This is a genomic window from Arthrobacter sp. N199823 (assembly GCF_002929705.1).
Taxonomy (GTDB): domain Bacteria; phylum Actinomycetota; class Actinomycetes; order Actinomycetales; family Micrococcaceae; genus Specibacter.
Genome location: NZ_PJIN01000002.1, coordinates 584,609 through 599,743, shown reverse-complemented (window position 1 = coordinate 599,743; position 15,135 = coordinate 584,609). Strand labels below are relative to the sequence as shown.

The window sequence follows — 15,135 nt, the reverse complement described above, 5'->3', positions numbered from 1 at the left end:
AGAACTGGCTCACAACGCCACGCGGCATGTGGACCGTTTTTGGAGCGGTGCACCTGATTTTCCTGGTCCTAGCGGGCCTGCTGTCGCTGCGCGGTGAGGCATTTAGCGACACCTTCATCTACCGCATCTGGGCTTCCGTGGACTTCGACGGCACCCGGGTAGAAGGTCCCAGCCCCTGGGTCTACCCCATTTTGGCGCTGGTCCCCATGGCTGTGGCCTACATCTTCGGCCCAGGCCCGTTCCTGTTTATCTGGGTTCTGATGATTGCCGGGTTGAACGCCTTGGCCGTGGGCAAACTCACCAGCTGGGGCCGCAACCGCAAGGCGATCCCGGCGGCTCTGTGGTGGATCGGCTTTACCACTTTGCTGGCGTGGCTCGGTTTTGCCCGGGTGGACGGGCTGACGGCTCCCGTGGTCTTGATTGCTCTGTGCTTTGGTGTGGCCAGCCCGTTCCTGACCTCGTTCATCCTCAGCGTGGCGACATGGACAAAAGTCTGGCCGGCCGCCGTCGTGCTGGCGCTTTTCACAGTGGTCAAACAACGCGTGCAGGTGGTGCTGGCAGGAGTGCTTGTCACAGCCTTCGTGGTGGGACTGGCACTGGCCATGAACGCCCTGCCGCTGCTGCTGAACTTCCTGCTCGAACAGGGCGATCGCGGCATGCAGCTCGAGGCCACCTTCACCACGCCGTGGCTATGGATGAGCGTGCTGGGCATTGGCGGAGCGCGCATGTACATGAACCAGGACATCAACTCCATGCAGGTGGACGGACCCGGCTCGGAGGTCATGAGCTTCCTCATGCAGCCCCTGCTCATCGCCGCAGCTCTCCTCGTCGCGGCCCTAGTTTTCTGGGCACTGCACACGGGCAAACGCAATGGTGGCGCCGACCGCACCGCCCTGCTCCTCTTCGGCTCGCTCGCCCTAGTCACCGCCTTTGTTGTGTTCAACAAGGTTGGCTCTCCCCAGTTCATGGTGTGGCTGGCCCCCGCAGTCGCCGTGGGACTGGCACATCAGTGGAAGGCCTGGCGTGTCCCGGCCACCATGCTGATCGGCGTGGCAGTGCTGACCTTCCTGGTCTACCCGCTCTTTTACGACGCACTCTCCCACAACAACGCCGTCATGGCCGCTGTGTTGACATTGCGCAACCTGCTGCTGATCGTCTTGTTCGTGTGGAGCGTGCGCCAGCTGTTCATCATGGGCCGCAATCCCCTCGCCATTCCCAGGCACGACGCCGGAGCCTCCTCCGCGGTGTCCGTCACGCCCGCCGTGGTTGAGAGCGGCAACGGCGGCGCTGGTGCCGCTGAGCCCGTCAACACCGAACCGTTCAACGCTGCGCCCGTGAACACCGATCCTGCTAACAAGGAGCTCTAAGATTTCTGCGCCTGTGCCGTTGTTTGAGCGATTGTTGGAACGTGCCGTGACCGTGCGGGCGCGCATTCTGCCCCCGGCGGCTATTGCCTGGTTCCGGACCCCAGCCAGCGTCTGGTGGGGCTTCGCAGCAGTCCACGGCTTCTTCCTCGCATGGATGTTCAGCTTCATTGTCCACGGCAACACCTTCAGCGACACCGAGCAATACCGGCAATGGGCGCTGTTGGGCTACAACCCGTCAGCATTGGGCGAGACGATCAGCCCGTGGGTTTATCCCCTGCTGGCACAGCTGCCTATTTTTGCGGCCAACATCTTTGGCCCATCCCTGTACCTGCTGGGCTGGACGCTGATCATCATTGCCCTGAACGCCGTGGGCGTGGCGTTCTTGACCCGCGGCAAGCGCGCTGTCAGTGGCATCGCGCCTGCGTGGTTCTGGCTGTTCTTCACTGTCTTCATGGGGTTCCTCAGTTTTGCCCGAGTGGAGGGCATCACCACATCGCTGGTGTTGATCGCGCTGCTCTACGCGGTTGAACGGCCCGTGGTGGCTGCATTGCTGCTCTCGGTGGCCACCTGGATCAAGGTCTGGCCGGCGGCTGTCATTGCTCCCCTGCTGATTGCCAGCGCTAAACGCGTTCAGGTTTTCCTCACCGGGGTGGCTGTTAGCTCTGCCGTTGCGGTGTTCGCAGTACTGACCGGCGCGGGCTCGCACCTCTTGGACTTTGCTATTAACCAGGGAGATCGCGGGATGCAGCTTGAGGCCACGTTCTCCACGCCGTGGGTCTGGCTCAGTGTGTTCGGCGTTGGCGGGTCTAAGATTGCCGACAACGTGGCCATCAACTCAACTGAGGTTTACGGTCCCGGGGCAGAGGTGGCAGCGTTCCTGATGCAGCCACTGCTGATCGTGGCGGCTGTGGCTGGTGCTGTGCTGATGGTCTGGGCGTTGCGCCGCGGAGCCGAGCGCCAGGAGCTGCTCCTGGAAGGCTCGCTGCTGATGGTGACCGCGTTCATCGTTTTCAACAAAGTGGGCTCCCCGCAGTTCATCATTTGGCTGCTGCCCGTGGTGGTTGCCGGCTTGGTGCATGACTGGGAACGTTGGAAAATACCAGCCACACTCTTGATGGGCATCGCCTTCACCACGTTCATTATCTACCCGTTGTTTTACACGCCGTTGATCCATGCGAACCCCATCATGGCCGCCGTTCTGACCATCCGCAACGTGCTCTTGGTGACGCTGCTGGTGTGGGCTATGCGCCGCACGGTGGAGTTGGGCCGCACAGCAACACGCGCTCCTGCCCCCGCACTGAAGTAAGCACCAGACCCGTAGCGGCGCCCGCCCTTATCCCCGTCTTTCGCCGAGGTAGCGGTTCGGCGTCGAAACCCACCGTTGCAAGTTACGTTCTCGGCGCGAACCCGCTACCTCGGCATAACGACGGTGAGAGTGGCCACCGCCCTGGCATCAGCCATCGCGCGGCCGGTTATCCACAGGCTTAAAAATGGGTCTGGTGGTCGCGTGAAATGACAGCCACGCTTGAACAATGACCACCTCAATGGTAAACAATAATCAGGCCGCACCGGCGACGGCAGTGGCCAAAGGCCTCCATCTCGTATCGGGCAGCCAGCCAGATCCACCAGAGTCGCCGCCGCGGGCATCCTCCGGGTTTCAGGGACGACTGCCCGCCAATGAGCACGCATGGCGCACCCGGCAACTCAACGATTCCGGCCTCAACGCCGATGCCATCAATACACTCGTCGGGACCGGTGTACTTCTTCGCATCCGCCGCGGCTGCTATGTCAGGACCACCTATTGGGAATCCCTCACCTGGTTGGGTCAGGAGAAGGCCCGCATCTTCCTGCACGCCCACACAGCCGTGGCGAGTGAGCGTACTCGTTCCGTCTATAGCCACGCCTCGGCCGCCCGATTGCATGGGCTGCCCTTGTGGAAGGCCGATGATTTCATCCACATCACGCGGGCAGGAAAGAGCAGTACCGCCGAGAAGGCGTCCGACGTCCGGGTCCACTGCTTGCAACTTCGCGATGATGAGTGCACAGTCATTGATGGGCTTCCCGTCACCAATCTGCTGCGCACCACAGTGGACTGTGCATTGACCATGAACTACCAACAAGCCCTGATCCTCATGGATCATGCCCTGCGCAGTGGCATTCACCGCGCAACGTTGGAAAGGGAAGCGCAGGCCCTCGACGGGCACCGCGGCATCCGAATATTCCGTGCAGCCCTCAATTTTGCCTCCGCGTTATCAGAATCAGCAGGTGAATCACTGACACGTGATCTCATCCGCACATGCGGCATTGAACCGGCCCAATTGCAGTTCACCGTCTCCACCCGTAAGGGGCTCTATCGCGCAGATTTTGCCTGGCCCGCTTACAAGGTGATCCTCGAGTTCGACGGCGCCGGGAAATATTTCAAATACCGCCCCACCCAGGAAGTGTTGCGCGATGAACGCATCCGCGAGAACTGCCTGATTGAGCTCGGCTGGAGCATCATCAGGATCGAATGGGCGGATCTTTTCAATGAGCACGCCTTCAAAACCAGGCTTGTGGCGGCCCTGCACAAGGGCGGCATGAAGTGATCACGTCGAGGTAGCGGGTAGGCGTCGAGATTGACCGCTGCAAGTTGCCGTCTCAGCGCGGACCCGCTACCTCGATGTAACAGGCGGCAAGTCAGTCTCGGCTTCCCGGCTGAACATCAGCGTGCGCGTGTGCCCATCCACCACCAGCAGGTACACTACGCCGGCCACGGCCACCGCCATGGACAGCGCGCCAGTAGCCACCGGGAGCGCCACAAAGCCCCACACAAACAGCTGGTCTTGGGCCCCGAAGACCACGAAGAAGGCAATGACCACGTAGCAGGCCTTGATCTGCCAGTTATTGCGGATGCCTGTCACTGCCAAGAAGGGCAGGAACCACAGGATGTACCAGGGTTGAATAATGGGAGCCAGGAGCACGACGGCGGCCATCGCCAACCCCATCCTTCGCACCACTTGCTTGGGGTCGCCAAAGAGCATGAGCCACGCGGCGATGCCCATACTTGCTACCGTCAGCAGCGTTCGGAACCCATTGCCAATGCTCAGACCGTCGAGTCCCACGGCATTACCGAGCGCCTCGAGCATCTGCCCACCAAAACCAGAGGGCGAATAGCCGGTGTATCCGGGCGTGGTGTCCGTCAGCGCCCATGTCCAGCCCAAGCCAAGGTTTCTGGGCAGACCCATCAACAGCAACATGGCCAGGCTCAGTAGGCCGGTTGCCGCCCAGAACAAGAAGCGTCTCCCCCATCCAGCTGCGTGTCCGGCCCACAACAAGCCAACAAAAGGCAGCAATACGATCGTGATGGGTTTAACCGCGATAGAGGCCGTCGCCAACACCACCCCCAGCAACCCTCGGTGAGTCGCCGCGAAGTAAATCCCCGCCACGGCTAGACCCACCATGAGGCCATCGTTATGGGCGCTGGCCACGAACGATATTAAGAACAGCGGATTCGCCACAGAGATCCAGAGCGCCCGGGCGCCGTCGACCCCATGCAGTGCAGCAAGCTTTGGCACATAAATGACACACAGCACAACGCCCACACAGGCGAGTGCACGGAACAACAACACGGACAGATCCGGCTGTCCACCAGTAATGGCCACCACGCCTCGGCTCAGCCACAGAAACAAGGGCCCGTAGGGCGTCCGGTTTTCCGCCCATGAAGGATCGGTCCCAAGCATGAACCAGTTGCTGAGCGAGGAGATGCCGGTGGTGTACGGGTTTTGTCCAGCAGCCATGAGCCTGCCCTGCCCCGTATAGGCATAAACGTCACGTGAAAAAATGGGAACGGCAAACAGCAGAGGCAGGCCCCACAACACAATGGCACCGACAACTGTGCGCAATGAACCAGTTGTCCAGCCGCTGAGTCGTTGTCCCAACCGCAGCCAGGAACGCAGCAAGACGATGGCGCCCAGGGTCAGCATGATGGTCGAGGTGATGACACCTACGCCTTGCGTGCGCATGTCAATCACCAGTTGATTGCGGATCATGGGCGAGCCATTGGCTATCCACCCCACCCCTACCGATCCAAGCAAGATCAGCAGGGAAGCAATGAACCCCTGGAGCAGAGCAATCCAAGGCCGTTGCGCACCAGTATTCACCGGGGCGGGGACGGGCGGGGTGTTGCTCATCCTGGGTCTCCGGCCGTCGCAAATACGTTTATCTCAAGGGGTCAAATGAACAGGGCCACACTGAAGTCCTGAAGCCCCAATTTTAGCGCACGCGGTGGCGGGAGGCTGGTTAGCGGTACATTGGACGGGTGGCTATTACTAATGAACGCATTGTATGGATTGACTGTGAGATGACCGGCTTGGATGCCGTCAACGACGCCTTGATCGAGGTGGCGGCCCTGGTCACAGACTCCGAACTGAACATTTTGGGTGATGGCGTTGACGTTGTCATCAAGCCCAGCGATGAGGCCTTGGCGCAGATGGGTGACTTTGTGCGCAACATGCACACCACCTCCAAGCTGCTGGACGAATTGGCCGGCGGCACCACCCTGGAAGACGCGCAGGAGCAGGTCCTGGCATACATCCGCAAGCACGTGCCCGTGGCCAACAAGGCCCCACTGGCCGGGAACTCAATTGGCACCGACAAGGTGTTCTTGGCCCGTGACATGCCCGAACTTGTGGAGCACCTGCATTACCGCGTCATTGACGTCTCCACCATCAAGGAGCTCTCACGCCGCTGGTTCGCACGTGCCTACTTCCAGTCCCCTGCAAAAACTGGCAACCACCGGGCACTGGGCGACATCATCGACAGCATCAACGAGCTCAAGTACTACCGGGAGGCCGTGTTTGTGCCGGCCCCGGGCCCTGATACCAACACAGCCAAGAAGATTTCCGCAAAGTTCTCGGGATAAATTCCGCGTCTTTTAGCGTTTCTTCTGCCACCGTGACGCGATCTAGATCACATATTGACCAAAAGGCCCTTTTTTGGTTTTGACCCCCCTTGGAGATCAGGTAGAGTAGTCGTCGTTGCCGCAAGCACGGGGGATCAAACTTCCAAGCTCACGGCGGACATGGTGGGATTAGCTCAGTTGGCAGAGCGCCTGGTTGTGGTCCAGGAGGTCGCGGGTTCAACCCCCGTATCTCACCCCTTATGTGGTTTGTTATGAATCACGAACAACACCCCGGTCAATTGATCGGGGTGTTTTTCATTGCCTGAACGCGCTAGAACGTGAAAACAGTTTTCGAGCTTGAAAAGGAACCAGTCATGACCATTCGCCCTGTAACCATCTTGGGTGAGCCCGTGCTCCACCGCCGCGCCGATGAGGTCCAAGCCTTTGACGCGTCACTCGCGGAGCTGGTGGCTGACATGTTCGAGACCATGGACGCTGCCCATGGCGTTGGCCTGGCAGCCCCGCAAATTGGCGTAGGTCTGCGCCTCTTCACCTATGAGTTGGAGAACGACGACGACGTTCCCGCCCGCGGAGTCGTCATCAACCCCACGCTCACGGTAGGAAAAATTTCCGGGAACCCGCCCAGCGTGGATGACGAGGTAGAAGGCTGCCTCTCCGTACCCGGCGTCGATTTTCCGCTCAAGCGCGCCGACTGGGTCCGCGTTCGCGGCTTCGATGTTGACGGCAACGTTTTGGACTTTGAGGCCACTGGCTGGTTTGCCCGCTGCATGCAGCACGAATACGATCACCTTGACGGCAAGCTCTACGTGGACAAGCTCAACGCCCGCTACTCCAAAAAGGCCAAGCGTTCAGCCAAGAACAATGGCTGGGGCGTACCGGGATTGACGTGGATGCCCGGCGTGGACCCGGACCCGTTCGGCCACTAATCCCCAATTCCTCCCCAACCTCGTTCCTCGGCCGGGGCCCCTCGGAATTGTGGGCCCACCCACGCGCTTTCTTCCCACCCTCGTTCCTCGGCCGGGGCCCCTCGGAATTGTGGGCCCACCCACGCGCTTTCTTCCCACCCTCGTTCCTCGGCCGGGGCCCCTCGGAATTGTGGGCCCACCCACGCGCTTTCTTCCCACCCTCGTTCCTCGGCCGGGGCCCCTCGGAATTGTGGGCCCACCCACGCGCTTTCTTCCCACCCTCGTTCCTCGGCCGGGGCCCCTCGGAATTGTGGGCCCATCCACGCGATTTCTCGTCAACCTCGTTCCTCGGCCGGGGCCCCTGCCTGTGGCGCAGCTCCCATGAGTCATATCTCACTGCCCCGATTAGCGATTATGACGGCTAGAAACGCTCCACTAGGAGTAGTTTTACCATTTGGAATTACTAAGCACTTTTTTCAAACGGGCCACGCAAATGAGCGTGGCGGCTTCAAAGGGGAACCATGTCCGGGACAACTACGCCAAAACAGCCAGCAACGGGGATACCTCGAAAAGTTGCGGGGCTGGCCATCGCCGGTGCGGTGGGAGGATTCCTCTTTGGCTTTGATTCATCGGTAGTCAACGGAGCCGTTGACGCCATGCAGGATCACTTCATTCTTGGCGATGCCCTCACAGGGTTCGCGGTCGCCGTCGCACTTTTGGGTTGCGCCGTCGGCGCCTACCTGGCTGGCCGCATTGCCGATGCCAAGGGCCGCATTCCCGCCATGAAAATTGGTGGAATCCTGTTCCTGGTCAGCGCCTTGGGCACTGGCTTTGCTTTCAGCGTCTACGACCTGATCTTCTGGCGCCTCGTTGGCGGTTTGGGCATTGGCCTGGCCTCCGTAATTGCGCCGGCCTACATTTCTGAAATTTCCCCGGCCAAGCACCGCGGCCGTTTGGCATCGCTGCAGCAGCTGGCCATCACTGTCGGTATCTTTGCTGCCCTGCTCTCCGATGCGTTGTTCGCCAATGCTGCCGGTGGCGCTGCTCAGGAGCTGTGGTTTGGTTTGCCGGCGTGGCGCTGGATGTTCCTCGCCGCCGCCGTGCCGGCCGTGGTGTACTTTGTCATTGCCATGGTGCTGCCGGAATCCCCACGCTTCCTGGTCCTCCACGGCAAGGAAGAAGAAGCCGCCAAGGTCTTCAAGACCATTGCACCGAACGAGGACGCTGAAATCAGCATCCGCGAAATCCTGGACGCTGTCCATGCCGATAAGATGGCCGCACGCCAAGGTACGCTGCGCGGAAAGCGCTTTGGCCTGATGCCCGTGGTCTGGATCGGTATCATCCTGTCCATGCTGCAGCAGTTCGTTGGCATCAACGTGATCTTCTACTACTCCACCACCTTGTGGAAGGCAGTGGGCTTCCAGGAAAAGGACTCGCTGACCATTTCCGTGGTGACAGCCATTGTGAACATCCTGGTCACCTTGGTCGCCATTGCCTTGGTGGACAAAGTGGGCCGCCGTCCCATCCTGCTGGTGGGTTCAGTGGGAATGGCGCTGTCCCTGGGCACCATGGCTCTGGCCTTCTCCACAGCTTCCGGCACCGGCTCAGATGTCTCGCTCTCCGGCGCTTGGGGCCCCGTAGCCTTGGTTGCCGCCAACGTATTCGTCGTCAGCTTCGGCGCGTCCTGGGGGCCGTTGGTTTGGGTCTTGTTGGGCGAAATCTTCCCCTCGCGGATCCGCGCCCGCGCTCTCGGTTTGGCTGCTGCAGCCCAGTGGATTGCCAACTTCGCCATCACCTTGACCTTCCCGTCCATGGCGGCCGCGTCCTTGCCGCTGACCTATGGCATGTACGCGCTGTTTGCCGTGGCATCGTTCTTCTTCGTGATGTTCAAGATCCCGGAGACCAACGGGATGTCGCTGGAGCAGGCTGAAACCCTGTTCGATAAGAAGCCGAAAGCTGCCAAGTAGTCCCGATCTGTTCTGTACCGGGCCCTGCAGTCTGAAGCTGTGTCCGGTTACGCCGAAACGGTGCGCCACTCCTGGAGTGGCGCACCGTTTCGGTTTAACCACGCTCAGGAGCAAAGCCGCAGGGTCGCTAGGCTGGGCTTATGACCTTGCGCACTTCCATGAGCCCAGAACAGACACTTGATTACCTGAACATTTCCCCGGAGGATCGCCCCGATGCTTTGGGCTTGCTTCAGGCTCCGGTCACCCCGGCCGTGGAACACGTTTTGGCTCATCTGTCGGCTCGTCTGGGCAGCACCGATGACTCAAACCCCGCGTTGGGCAGCCCCGCAGCCCCCGTCACCGAGTTCGACTGGCTCACAGCCATGCTGCACTTTGCCCCCGAGATCGTGGCCTGGCACAGCGAACGGGGCATCCCGGAGGCGACGTCCCGGGCCACCTTGGCTGATTTTGGCCGTCAGATGGCCATCAACCGCCGTGTCCACCAGCGGTTTGGCATGGACACGTACAAGTGGCTCAACCATGTTTTCTCTGGCAGGATCTACCAGCTGGGCCGTTTGCAGTACCTGATCCACCAGCCCGCTGCGCAAATTCCTGGCGTTTCCCCGGACGAGTGGATTCTGGGTATTCATATTCCCGAGGACGGTGGTTTGTCCGCGGAGGCGGTGGCCCACAGCCTGGCGCTGGCAGCCCCGTTCTTTGCCGAACACTTTCCAGAGAAGCCCGTCCGCACCGCCAATTGCGAGTCCTGGCTGCTGGACCCCTACCTATCGGCACACCTGGCCCCCTCCTCCAATATCGCCAAATTCGCCGCCCGCTTCACCCCGTACGGCGAACCCCACAACGAACCCACCGACGCCGTGTACTTCACCTTCCGCACACGCAGTATGGAGAACTTGGCTGCCCTCCCCCGGACGACGGCGTTGCAACAGATTGTCCTGAACCGCATCGATGCCGGAGGTGCTTGGCAGCTGGGCTTCGGCAGCCTCACACTGCCCGTCTAGCCAGCGGTGAGCACGCGCGCCCAGCCGCGGGAGCCGCCGTCGTGCCTGCCACCAAAGACAGCCGCAGGCTACGGTAAACTAGATCATTGCGCCCTCTTTACGTTGCCTGAACAAATTCTTTATCGCTAGAAAGTAGTCTTGTGTCCTCTCCGGCCCAGTCCCCCGCCCGCGCCACCGAAATTTCCGGCCAGGCGGAGCGTCGCAGAACGTTCGCCGTCATCTCGCACCCGGATGCCGGTAAGTCCACGCTGACCGAAGCCCTGGCCCTGCATGCGAAGGTCATCGGCACGGCTGGCGCGACGAACGGCAAGTCGAACCGTAAGGACACCATCTCGGACTGGCAACAGATGGAGAAGGACCGCGGTATCTCGATCAGCTCAGCGGCGCTGCAGTTCTCCTACCGCGACACCGTCATCAACTTGCTGGACACCCCCGGCCACGCCGACTTCTCCGAGGACACGTACCGCGTGCTGGCAGCCGTGGACTGCGCCGTCATGCTCGTAGATGCCGGTAAGGGTCTGGAAACTCAGACCATGAAGTTGTTCGAGGTCTGCCGCCAGCGCAACCTGCCCATCATCACAGTGATCAACAAGTGGGACCGTCCGGGACTTGACCCGCTGGAGCTCATGGATGAGATCACCGAGCGCACGGGTCTGACACCGATGCCGCTGACGTGGGCCATTGGCATTGCCGGTGACTTCCGTGGCGTGTGGGATGTACGCCGCAACGAGTTCGCGAAGTTTGCTCGCAACAGCTCCGGAGCGCAGATTGCACTGACCGAGATCCTGACACCCGAAGAGGCTGCCGCATCTGAAGGGGTCGCGTGGAGCGATTCCATCGATGAGGCGTCCTTGGTCATCGACGAAGACGCGCCCCTGGATCTGGAGGCGTTTTACGCCGGCAAGGCTACTCCCCTGCTGTTCTCCTCGGCGGCGCTGAACTTTGGTGTCAAGCAGATTTTGGACACACTGGTGGACTTTGCCCCGCCGCCCGCGCCCCGCCCCGATGTCGATGGCAGCGCCCGCCCCATTGACGCCCCGTTCTCCGGATTTGTCTTCAAGGTTCAGGCGGGCATGAACCAGGCGCACCGTGACCATGTGGCGTTTGTCCGTGTCTGCTCGGGCATGTTTGAGCGCGGCATGGTGGTCACTCAGACCCGCACCGGCAAGTCCTTCGCCACCAAGTATGCGCAGCAGGTTTTTGGCCGCGATCGGGAGGTTATCGACACTGCTTTCCCCGGTGACGTGGTGGGCCTTGTCAACGCCTCGGCGCTGCGCGTGGGCGATTCCTTGTTCGTCGAGGAGTCAGTGGAATACCCGGCCATCCCGCTGTTCGCCCCGGAACACTTCCAGGTGGCCCGCTCTAAGGACCCCAGCAAGTACAAGCAGTTCCGCCGCGGGATCGAACAGCTCGAACACGAAGGCGTCATCCAGGTGCTCCGCTCGGATCTGCGCGGAGACCAGGCGCCGGTGCTGGCCGCCGTCGGACCCATGCAGTTTGAGGTGGTGGATGACAGGATGCACCACGATTTCAACGCCCCCATGCGTCTGGAACGCCTCCCCTACTCCCTCGCCAGATTGACGACGGCGGACGCCACAGCCGTGCTGGCCAATGTCCACGGCGCTGAGGTGCTGGAGCGCAGCGACGGTGAATTCCTGGCCCTGTTCAATGACATTTGGGCCATGCGCCGCGTGGAAAAGAACCACCCGGAGCTGCCGCTGACCGAGATCGGCACCAAGATGTAGCACCGCAGCGATTCCCTCGCGGATCCAAAAGAGCCTGCCCTCACGCAGCCTCCCCCTACGGGAGGTAGCCGGAGGGCAGGCTTTTTTGTTGCGGGCACAGTCCCAGCACGCGCTGCATGGCGGCCTTTTCAGCAGGGGTGACCCAGAGCTGGTAGGCCACCTTGACGGAAATCTGCCGGGCCACATAATGACACCGGAACTTTTTCGACGGGGGCAGCCACGTGGCGGCATCGCCGTCGGACTTGTCCTGGTTTGCCTGTCCATCCACGGCAAGCAGGTTCAACGGGTCATTGGCCAGACTCTGGCGCTGCACGGGCGTCAGCGCGGCGGCGCCCGTTTTCCAGGCGTTGCCCAGAGCCACCACGTGGTCGATTTGTACGGCCTCGCTGCTGTCCTTGCCGCGCTGAAATGAAACTTCACTCCCGGTGTAGGGCTCGGCCAACGTTCCTGAGGCCAGCAAGCACCCGGATCCGGCCGTGAAGGCCGAGTTGCTCATGTCCCGACGCAGGATGTCGTTGCGGGTGTCGCAGCCGTTGGCGTCGGCATCCAACCACGCCTCGCCAAAGGCACTGCGCTGGTAGTCATTGCCAGGCGATTTGCCCTTCACAACAAGAGTATCCAAGAGGGCCAGGGCCGTTCCGGTGCCCACCACAATGACGGGCTGCCCCAAACCGGGAGGTGAGGAGGCCAGGCTAGGCGGCGGACCGGCGTCGGGCGTAAAAGGCCAGCGGCCGGAGGTGTGCAGCCAGCCAGTCAAGACCACTGCCACCAGAACCAGCAATAAGGCAGTAGCGGCAAGGGGCGGGCGCGCTGGGCGCAGCGGGCGCGCAGGGGGCGCTTGCGCATGCCGTGACATCAACCACCCCGCCCCTGACCCGTCTTAGGATCTGACCCACCTGTTGGTTGTTCCGGAAACGGTGAATCATGATGGGTTTAAGTCTAGGGAGAAAGTGAACTCCATGCGCCGGGTTATCCACAGGCGCAAAATCCGCAGATTCACGGGGAATATCACGAGTTAATTGGATAGGGCAGCCGTTACGCCGGGTTTTGTCATCCGCCGCAGTTACCCGCGGCAGAGAGGCAACCATCCATCTACGAACGCCGTTGCCGACGCCCTCTAGCAGCCTACCCAGGCACTCGGGCGAACAGCCCTCAATCATGCCCTGTCTGGCCTTGCTCCGGGTGGGGTTTACCTAGCTTCCCTAGTCACCTAGGGAACTGGTGGTCTCTTACACCACCGTTTCACCCTTACCTGCTCCAGTACGAAGCCGTGCAGGCGGTCTATTCTCTGTGGCACTGTCCTGCGGGTTACCCCGAGTGGGCGTTACCCACCACCCTGTTCTGTGGAGCCCGGACGTTCCTCGAGCCACTTGCGTGACGCGCGGTTGCCTAGCTGCCCTATCCAGTGACTAAGTCTAGTCGATTCGTCCACGCTCACTCGACAGAATCGCGCCTTTGGTGAGCTCTGGCGCAAAGGCGGCTATCCGGCGTCGACCATTGATGTCCGACGCCGGAGCCTGAGTTGGCTGCCTCGGCTAAACCTGCGCGGTGGCTGGCACAGCGGACGCGTCCAGGGAGGGGAAGGGGCGCGGGTGAACCCCTGCCATTTCCTCCATGACGCGCACTACCTGGCAGCTGTAGCCGAACTCGTTGTCGTACCAAACGTAGAGGACCAGGTTTTTGTTGGTGCTGATGGTGGCCAGGCCATCCACAATTCCGGCCCGGCGCGAGCCCACGAAGTCGCTGGAGACCACTTCCGGGGAATCAATGAAGTCGATCTGCTTGCGCAGTCCCGAGTGCAGCGACACCTCGCGCAGGTAGGTGTTGACCTCATCCTTGGTGGTGGCGTTTTCCAACGTCAGGTTCAGGATTGCCATCGACACGTTGGGGGTGGGGACGCGGATGGAGTTGCCGGTCAGCTTGCCCTCGAGCTCGGGCAGGGCCTTGGCCACAGCCTTGGCGGCACCAGTTTCGGTCAGCACCATGTTCAGCGCTGCCGAACGTCCGCGACGGTCTCCCTTGTGGAAGTTGTCCGTCAGGTTCTGGTCATTCGTGAAGGAGTGCACGGTCTCCACGTGGCCGTGCACAATGCCGTACTTGTCATTGAGGACCTTCAGGACCGGGGTGATGGCGTTCGTGGTGCAGGAAGCGGCGGTGACAATCTTGTCCTCTGCCGTGATGGTGCCGTGGTTGATCCCGTGCACCACGTTCTTCAGCGAGCCCTTGCCCGGAGCTGTCAGCAGAACACGAGCCACGCCCGTGCTCAACAGGTGCTGCGACAAGCCTTCCTCGTCACGCCAGCGGCCCGTGTTATCCACGACCAGGGCGTTGTTGATGCCGAAGCTCGTGTAGTCAATAGTGGCCGGGCTGTCCGAGTAAATGACCTGGATGGCGGTGCCGTTGGCCTGGATGATGTTGTTCTCGTGGTCCACGGTAATGGTGCCGTTGAACGGGCCGTGGACGGAGTCACGGCGGAGCAGGCTGGCACGCTTGGTCAGGTCCATGTCGCCGCCGCTGCGGACCACGATGGCGCGCAGTCGCAGACCGTGGCCGCCGCCGGAGTGTTCAATGAGGATGCGGGCTAGCAGGCGGCCGATGCGGCCAAAGCCGTAGAGGACCACATCGGTGCTAGTGCGTTCGTCGGCGCCGAAACGGTCAACGACGTCGGCCAGCTCGGTGCGCAGGAACGTTTCCAGAGACTCGTCATCCGAGGCTTTGAAGCCGGCGTTCAAGCGGGCCAGATCCAGCGATGCGGCACCCAGTTCCAGGGTTACCAGAGCCCGCAATAGCGGCAGGGTCTCTTCCAGGGGAAGTTCAACCTCGTCGATCTGACGGGCAAAGCGGTGAGCCTTCAACAGACTGATGACCGATTGGTTGATCAATGACCGGCCGTGAATGTTGGTCAGGACATTGTTGTCCCGATACAGCTTGCCGATGAGCGGAATCATGGCCTCTGCCATGGTCTCGCGTCCAATCCAGGAATCCAGGACGGCATCGGAGTTGTTTGCCACGAGTTCTTGCACCACTGTACTTACCCTCTTTCAGCTTGAAACACCCTTGGTTCAAGCATTTTCTAGTGTCGCAGGGGGCGGCTATTACCGGCGAGTTCAGTGAGCGCACTCACTAGACCGGTCTAACTTTTTCGCGATCCTCCCCCGCGAAAGGTGAGTAGATGGCAATGTTTACGCCCAGGATTGCCAACTACTCACCTTTCGAGGAAGGGGCGGAGCTGACACGTGGGGTTCACCGT

At 61.2% G+C, this 15,135-nt stretch carries 11 protein-coding genes, 1 tRNA gene and 1 other RNA gene; 9 read left to right on the top strand and 4 right to left on the bottom strand.

What is annotated here, in order from left to right; genetic code table 11:
• Positions 1 to 26 precede the first annotated feature (26 nt).
• From CXQ93_RS06620 to CXQ93_RS06610, 3 genes are all read left to right on the top strand, one after another.
• Positions 27 to 1,367: a DUF2029 domain-containing protein gene (locus tag CXQ93_RS06620; protein WP_104109774.1), complete on the top strand. Its 1,341-nt coding sequence runs from the start codon at positions 27 to 29 to the stop codon at positions 1,365 to 1,367.
• A gap of 46 nt (positions 1,368 to 1,413) precedes the next feature.
• On the top strand, positions 1,414 to 2,673 hold the full coding sequence (locus tag CXQ93_RS06615) for a DUF2029 domain-containing protein (protein WP_104109773.1): 1,260 nt from the start codon (positions 1,414 to 1,416) through the stop codon (positions 2,671 to 2,673).
• Between the two features lie 226 nt (positions 2,674 to 2,899).
• A complete protein-coding gene (locus tag CXQ93_RS06610; protein ID WP_104109613.1) occupies positions 2,900 to 3,952 on the top strand; it encodes a hypothetical protein in 1,053 nt (350 codons plus the stop codon).
• A gap of 66 nt (positions 3,953 to 4,018) precedes the next feature.
• Here the strand turns inward: CXQ93_RS06610 and mptB are convergent, their stop codons facing one another.
• The gene (mptB, locus tag CXQ93_RS06605) at positions 4,019 to 5,536 is read right to left on the bottom strand and encodes a polyprenol phosphomannose-dependent alpha 1,6 mannosyltransferase MptB (RefSeq protein ID WP_104109612.1); all 1,518 of its coding nucleotides are present in this window, start codon (positions 5,534 to 5,536) and stop codon (positions 4,019 to 4,021) included.
• Positions 5,537 to 5,664: 128 nt separating this feature from the next.
• On the opposite strand from mptB, the gene orn reads away from it, so the two are divergent.
• The 6 genes from orn to CXQ93_RS06575 all read left to right on the top strand — a co-directional run bounded on the left by orn (position 5,665) and on the right by CXQ93_RS06575 (position 11,885).
• The gene (orn, locus tag CXQ93_RS06600) at positions 5,665 to 6,267 is read left to right on the top strand and encodes an oligoribonuclease (RefSeq protein ID WP_104109611.1); all 603 of its coding nucleotides are present in this window, start codon (positions 5,665 to 5,667) and stop codon (positions 6,265 to 6,267) included.
• 162 nt (positions 6,268 to 6,429) lie between these two features.
• Positions 6,430 to 6,502 (top strand) — tRNA-His (locus CXQ93_RS06595).
• 118 nt (positions 6,503 to 6,620) lie between these two features.
• Positions 6,621 to 7,193 (top strand): peptide deformylase, encoded by a 573-nt coding sequence (def, locus tag CXQ93_RS06590; RefSeq protein ID WP_104109610.1) that lies wholly within the window; start codon positions 6,621 to 6,623, stop codon positions 7,191 to 7,193.
• Positions 7,194 to 7,693: 500 nt separating this feature from the next.
• Positions 7,694 to 9,139, top strand: a complete 1,446-nt coding sequence (locus CXQ93_RS06585; protein ID WP_104109609.1) for a sugar porter family MFS transporter — start codon at positions 7,694 to 7,696, stop codon at positions 9,137 to 9,139.
• A gap of 140 nt (positions 9,140 to 9,279) precedes the next feature.
• Positions 9,280 to 10,140: an acyltransferase domain-containing protein gene (locus CXQ93_RS06580; protein ID WP_104109608.1), complete on the top strand. Its 861-nt coding sequence runs from the start codon at positions 9,280 to 9,282 to the stop codon at positions 10,138 to 10,140.
• Between the two features lie 140 nt (positions 10,141 to 10,280).
• Positions 10,281 to 11,885 (top strand): peptide chain release factor 3, encoded by a 1,605-nt coding sequence (locus tag CXQ93_RS06575; RefSeq protein WP_104109607.1) that lies wholly within the window; start codon positions 10,281 to 10,283, stop codon positions 11,883 to 11,885.
• A gap of 55 nt (positions 11,886 to 11,940) precedes the next feature.
• Here CXQ93_RS06575 and CXQ93_RS06570 read toward each other — a convergent pair whose 3' ends face one another.
• From CXQ93_RS06570 to CXQ93_RS06560, 3 genes are all read right to left on the bottom strand, one after another.
• The gene (locus tag CXQ93_RS06570) at positions 11,941 to 12,741 is read right to left on the bottom strand and encodes an HNH endonuclease family protein (RefSeq protein WP_104109606.1); all 801 of its coding nucleotides are present in this window, start codon (positions 12,739 to 12,741) and stop codon (positions 11,941 to 11,943) included.
• Positions 12,742 to 12,905: 164 nt separating this feature from the next.
• An RNA gene (gene rnpB / locus CXQ93_RS06565) (RNase P RNA component class A) lies at positions 12,906 to 13,286 on the bottom strand.
• Between the two features lie 134 nt (positions 13,287 to 13,420).
• Positions 13,421 to 14,896, bottom strand: coding sequence for a glyceraldehyde-3-phosphate dehydrogenase (locus CXQ93_RS06560; RefSeq protein WP_104109772.1), 1,476 nt, complete (start codon positions 14,894 to 14,896; stop codon positions 13,421 to 13,423).
• Positions 14,897 to 15,135: the final 239 nt, after the last annotated feature.

Bases quoted from the DNA above. Each gene is read 5' to 3' on its own strand.
- CXQ93_RS06620 (WP_104109774.1), top strand. From the start codon at position 27: ATGTGGACCGTTTTTGGAGCGGTGCACCTGATTTTCCTGGTCCTAGCG.
- CXQ93_RS06610 (WP_104109613.1), top strand. From the start codon at position 2,900: ATGACCACCTCAATGGTAAACAATAATCAGGCCGCACCGGCGACGGCA.
- mptB (WP_104109612.1), bottom strand. From the start codon at position 5,536: ATGAGCAACACCCCGCCCGTCCCCGCCCCGGTGAATACTGGTGCGCAA.
- def (WP_104109610.1), top strand. From the start codon at position 6,621: ATGACCATTCGCCCTGTAACCATCTTGGGTGAGCCCGTGCTCCACCGC.
- CXQ93_RS06585 (WP_104109609.1), top strand. From the start codon at position 7,694: ATGTCCGGGACAACTACGCCAAAACAGCCAGCAACGGGGATACCTCGA.
- CXQ93_RS06580 (WP_104109608.1), top strand. From the start codon at position 9,280: ATGACCTTGCGCACTTCCATGAGCCCAGAACAGACACTTGATTACCTG.
- CXQ93_RS06570 (WP_104109606.1), bottom strand. From the start codon at position 12,741: ATGTCACGGCATGCGCAAGCGCCCCCTGCGCGCCCGCTGCGCCCAGCG.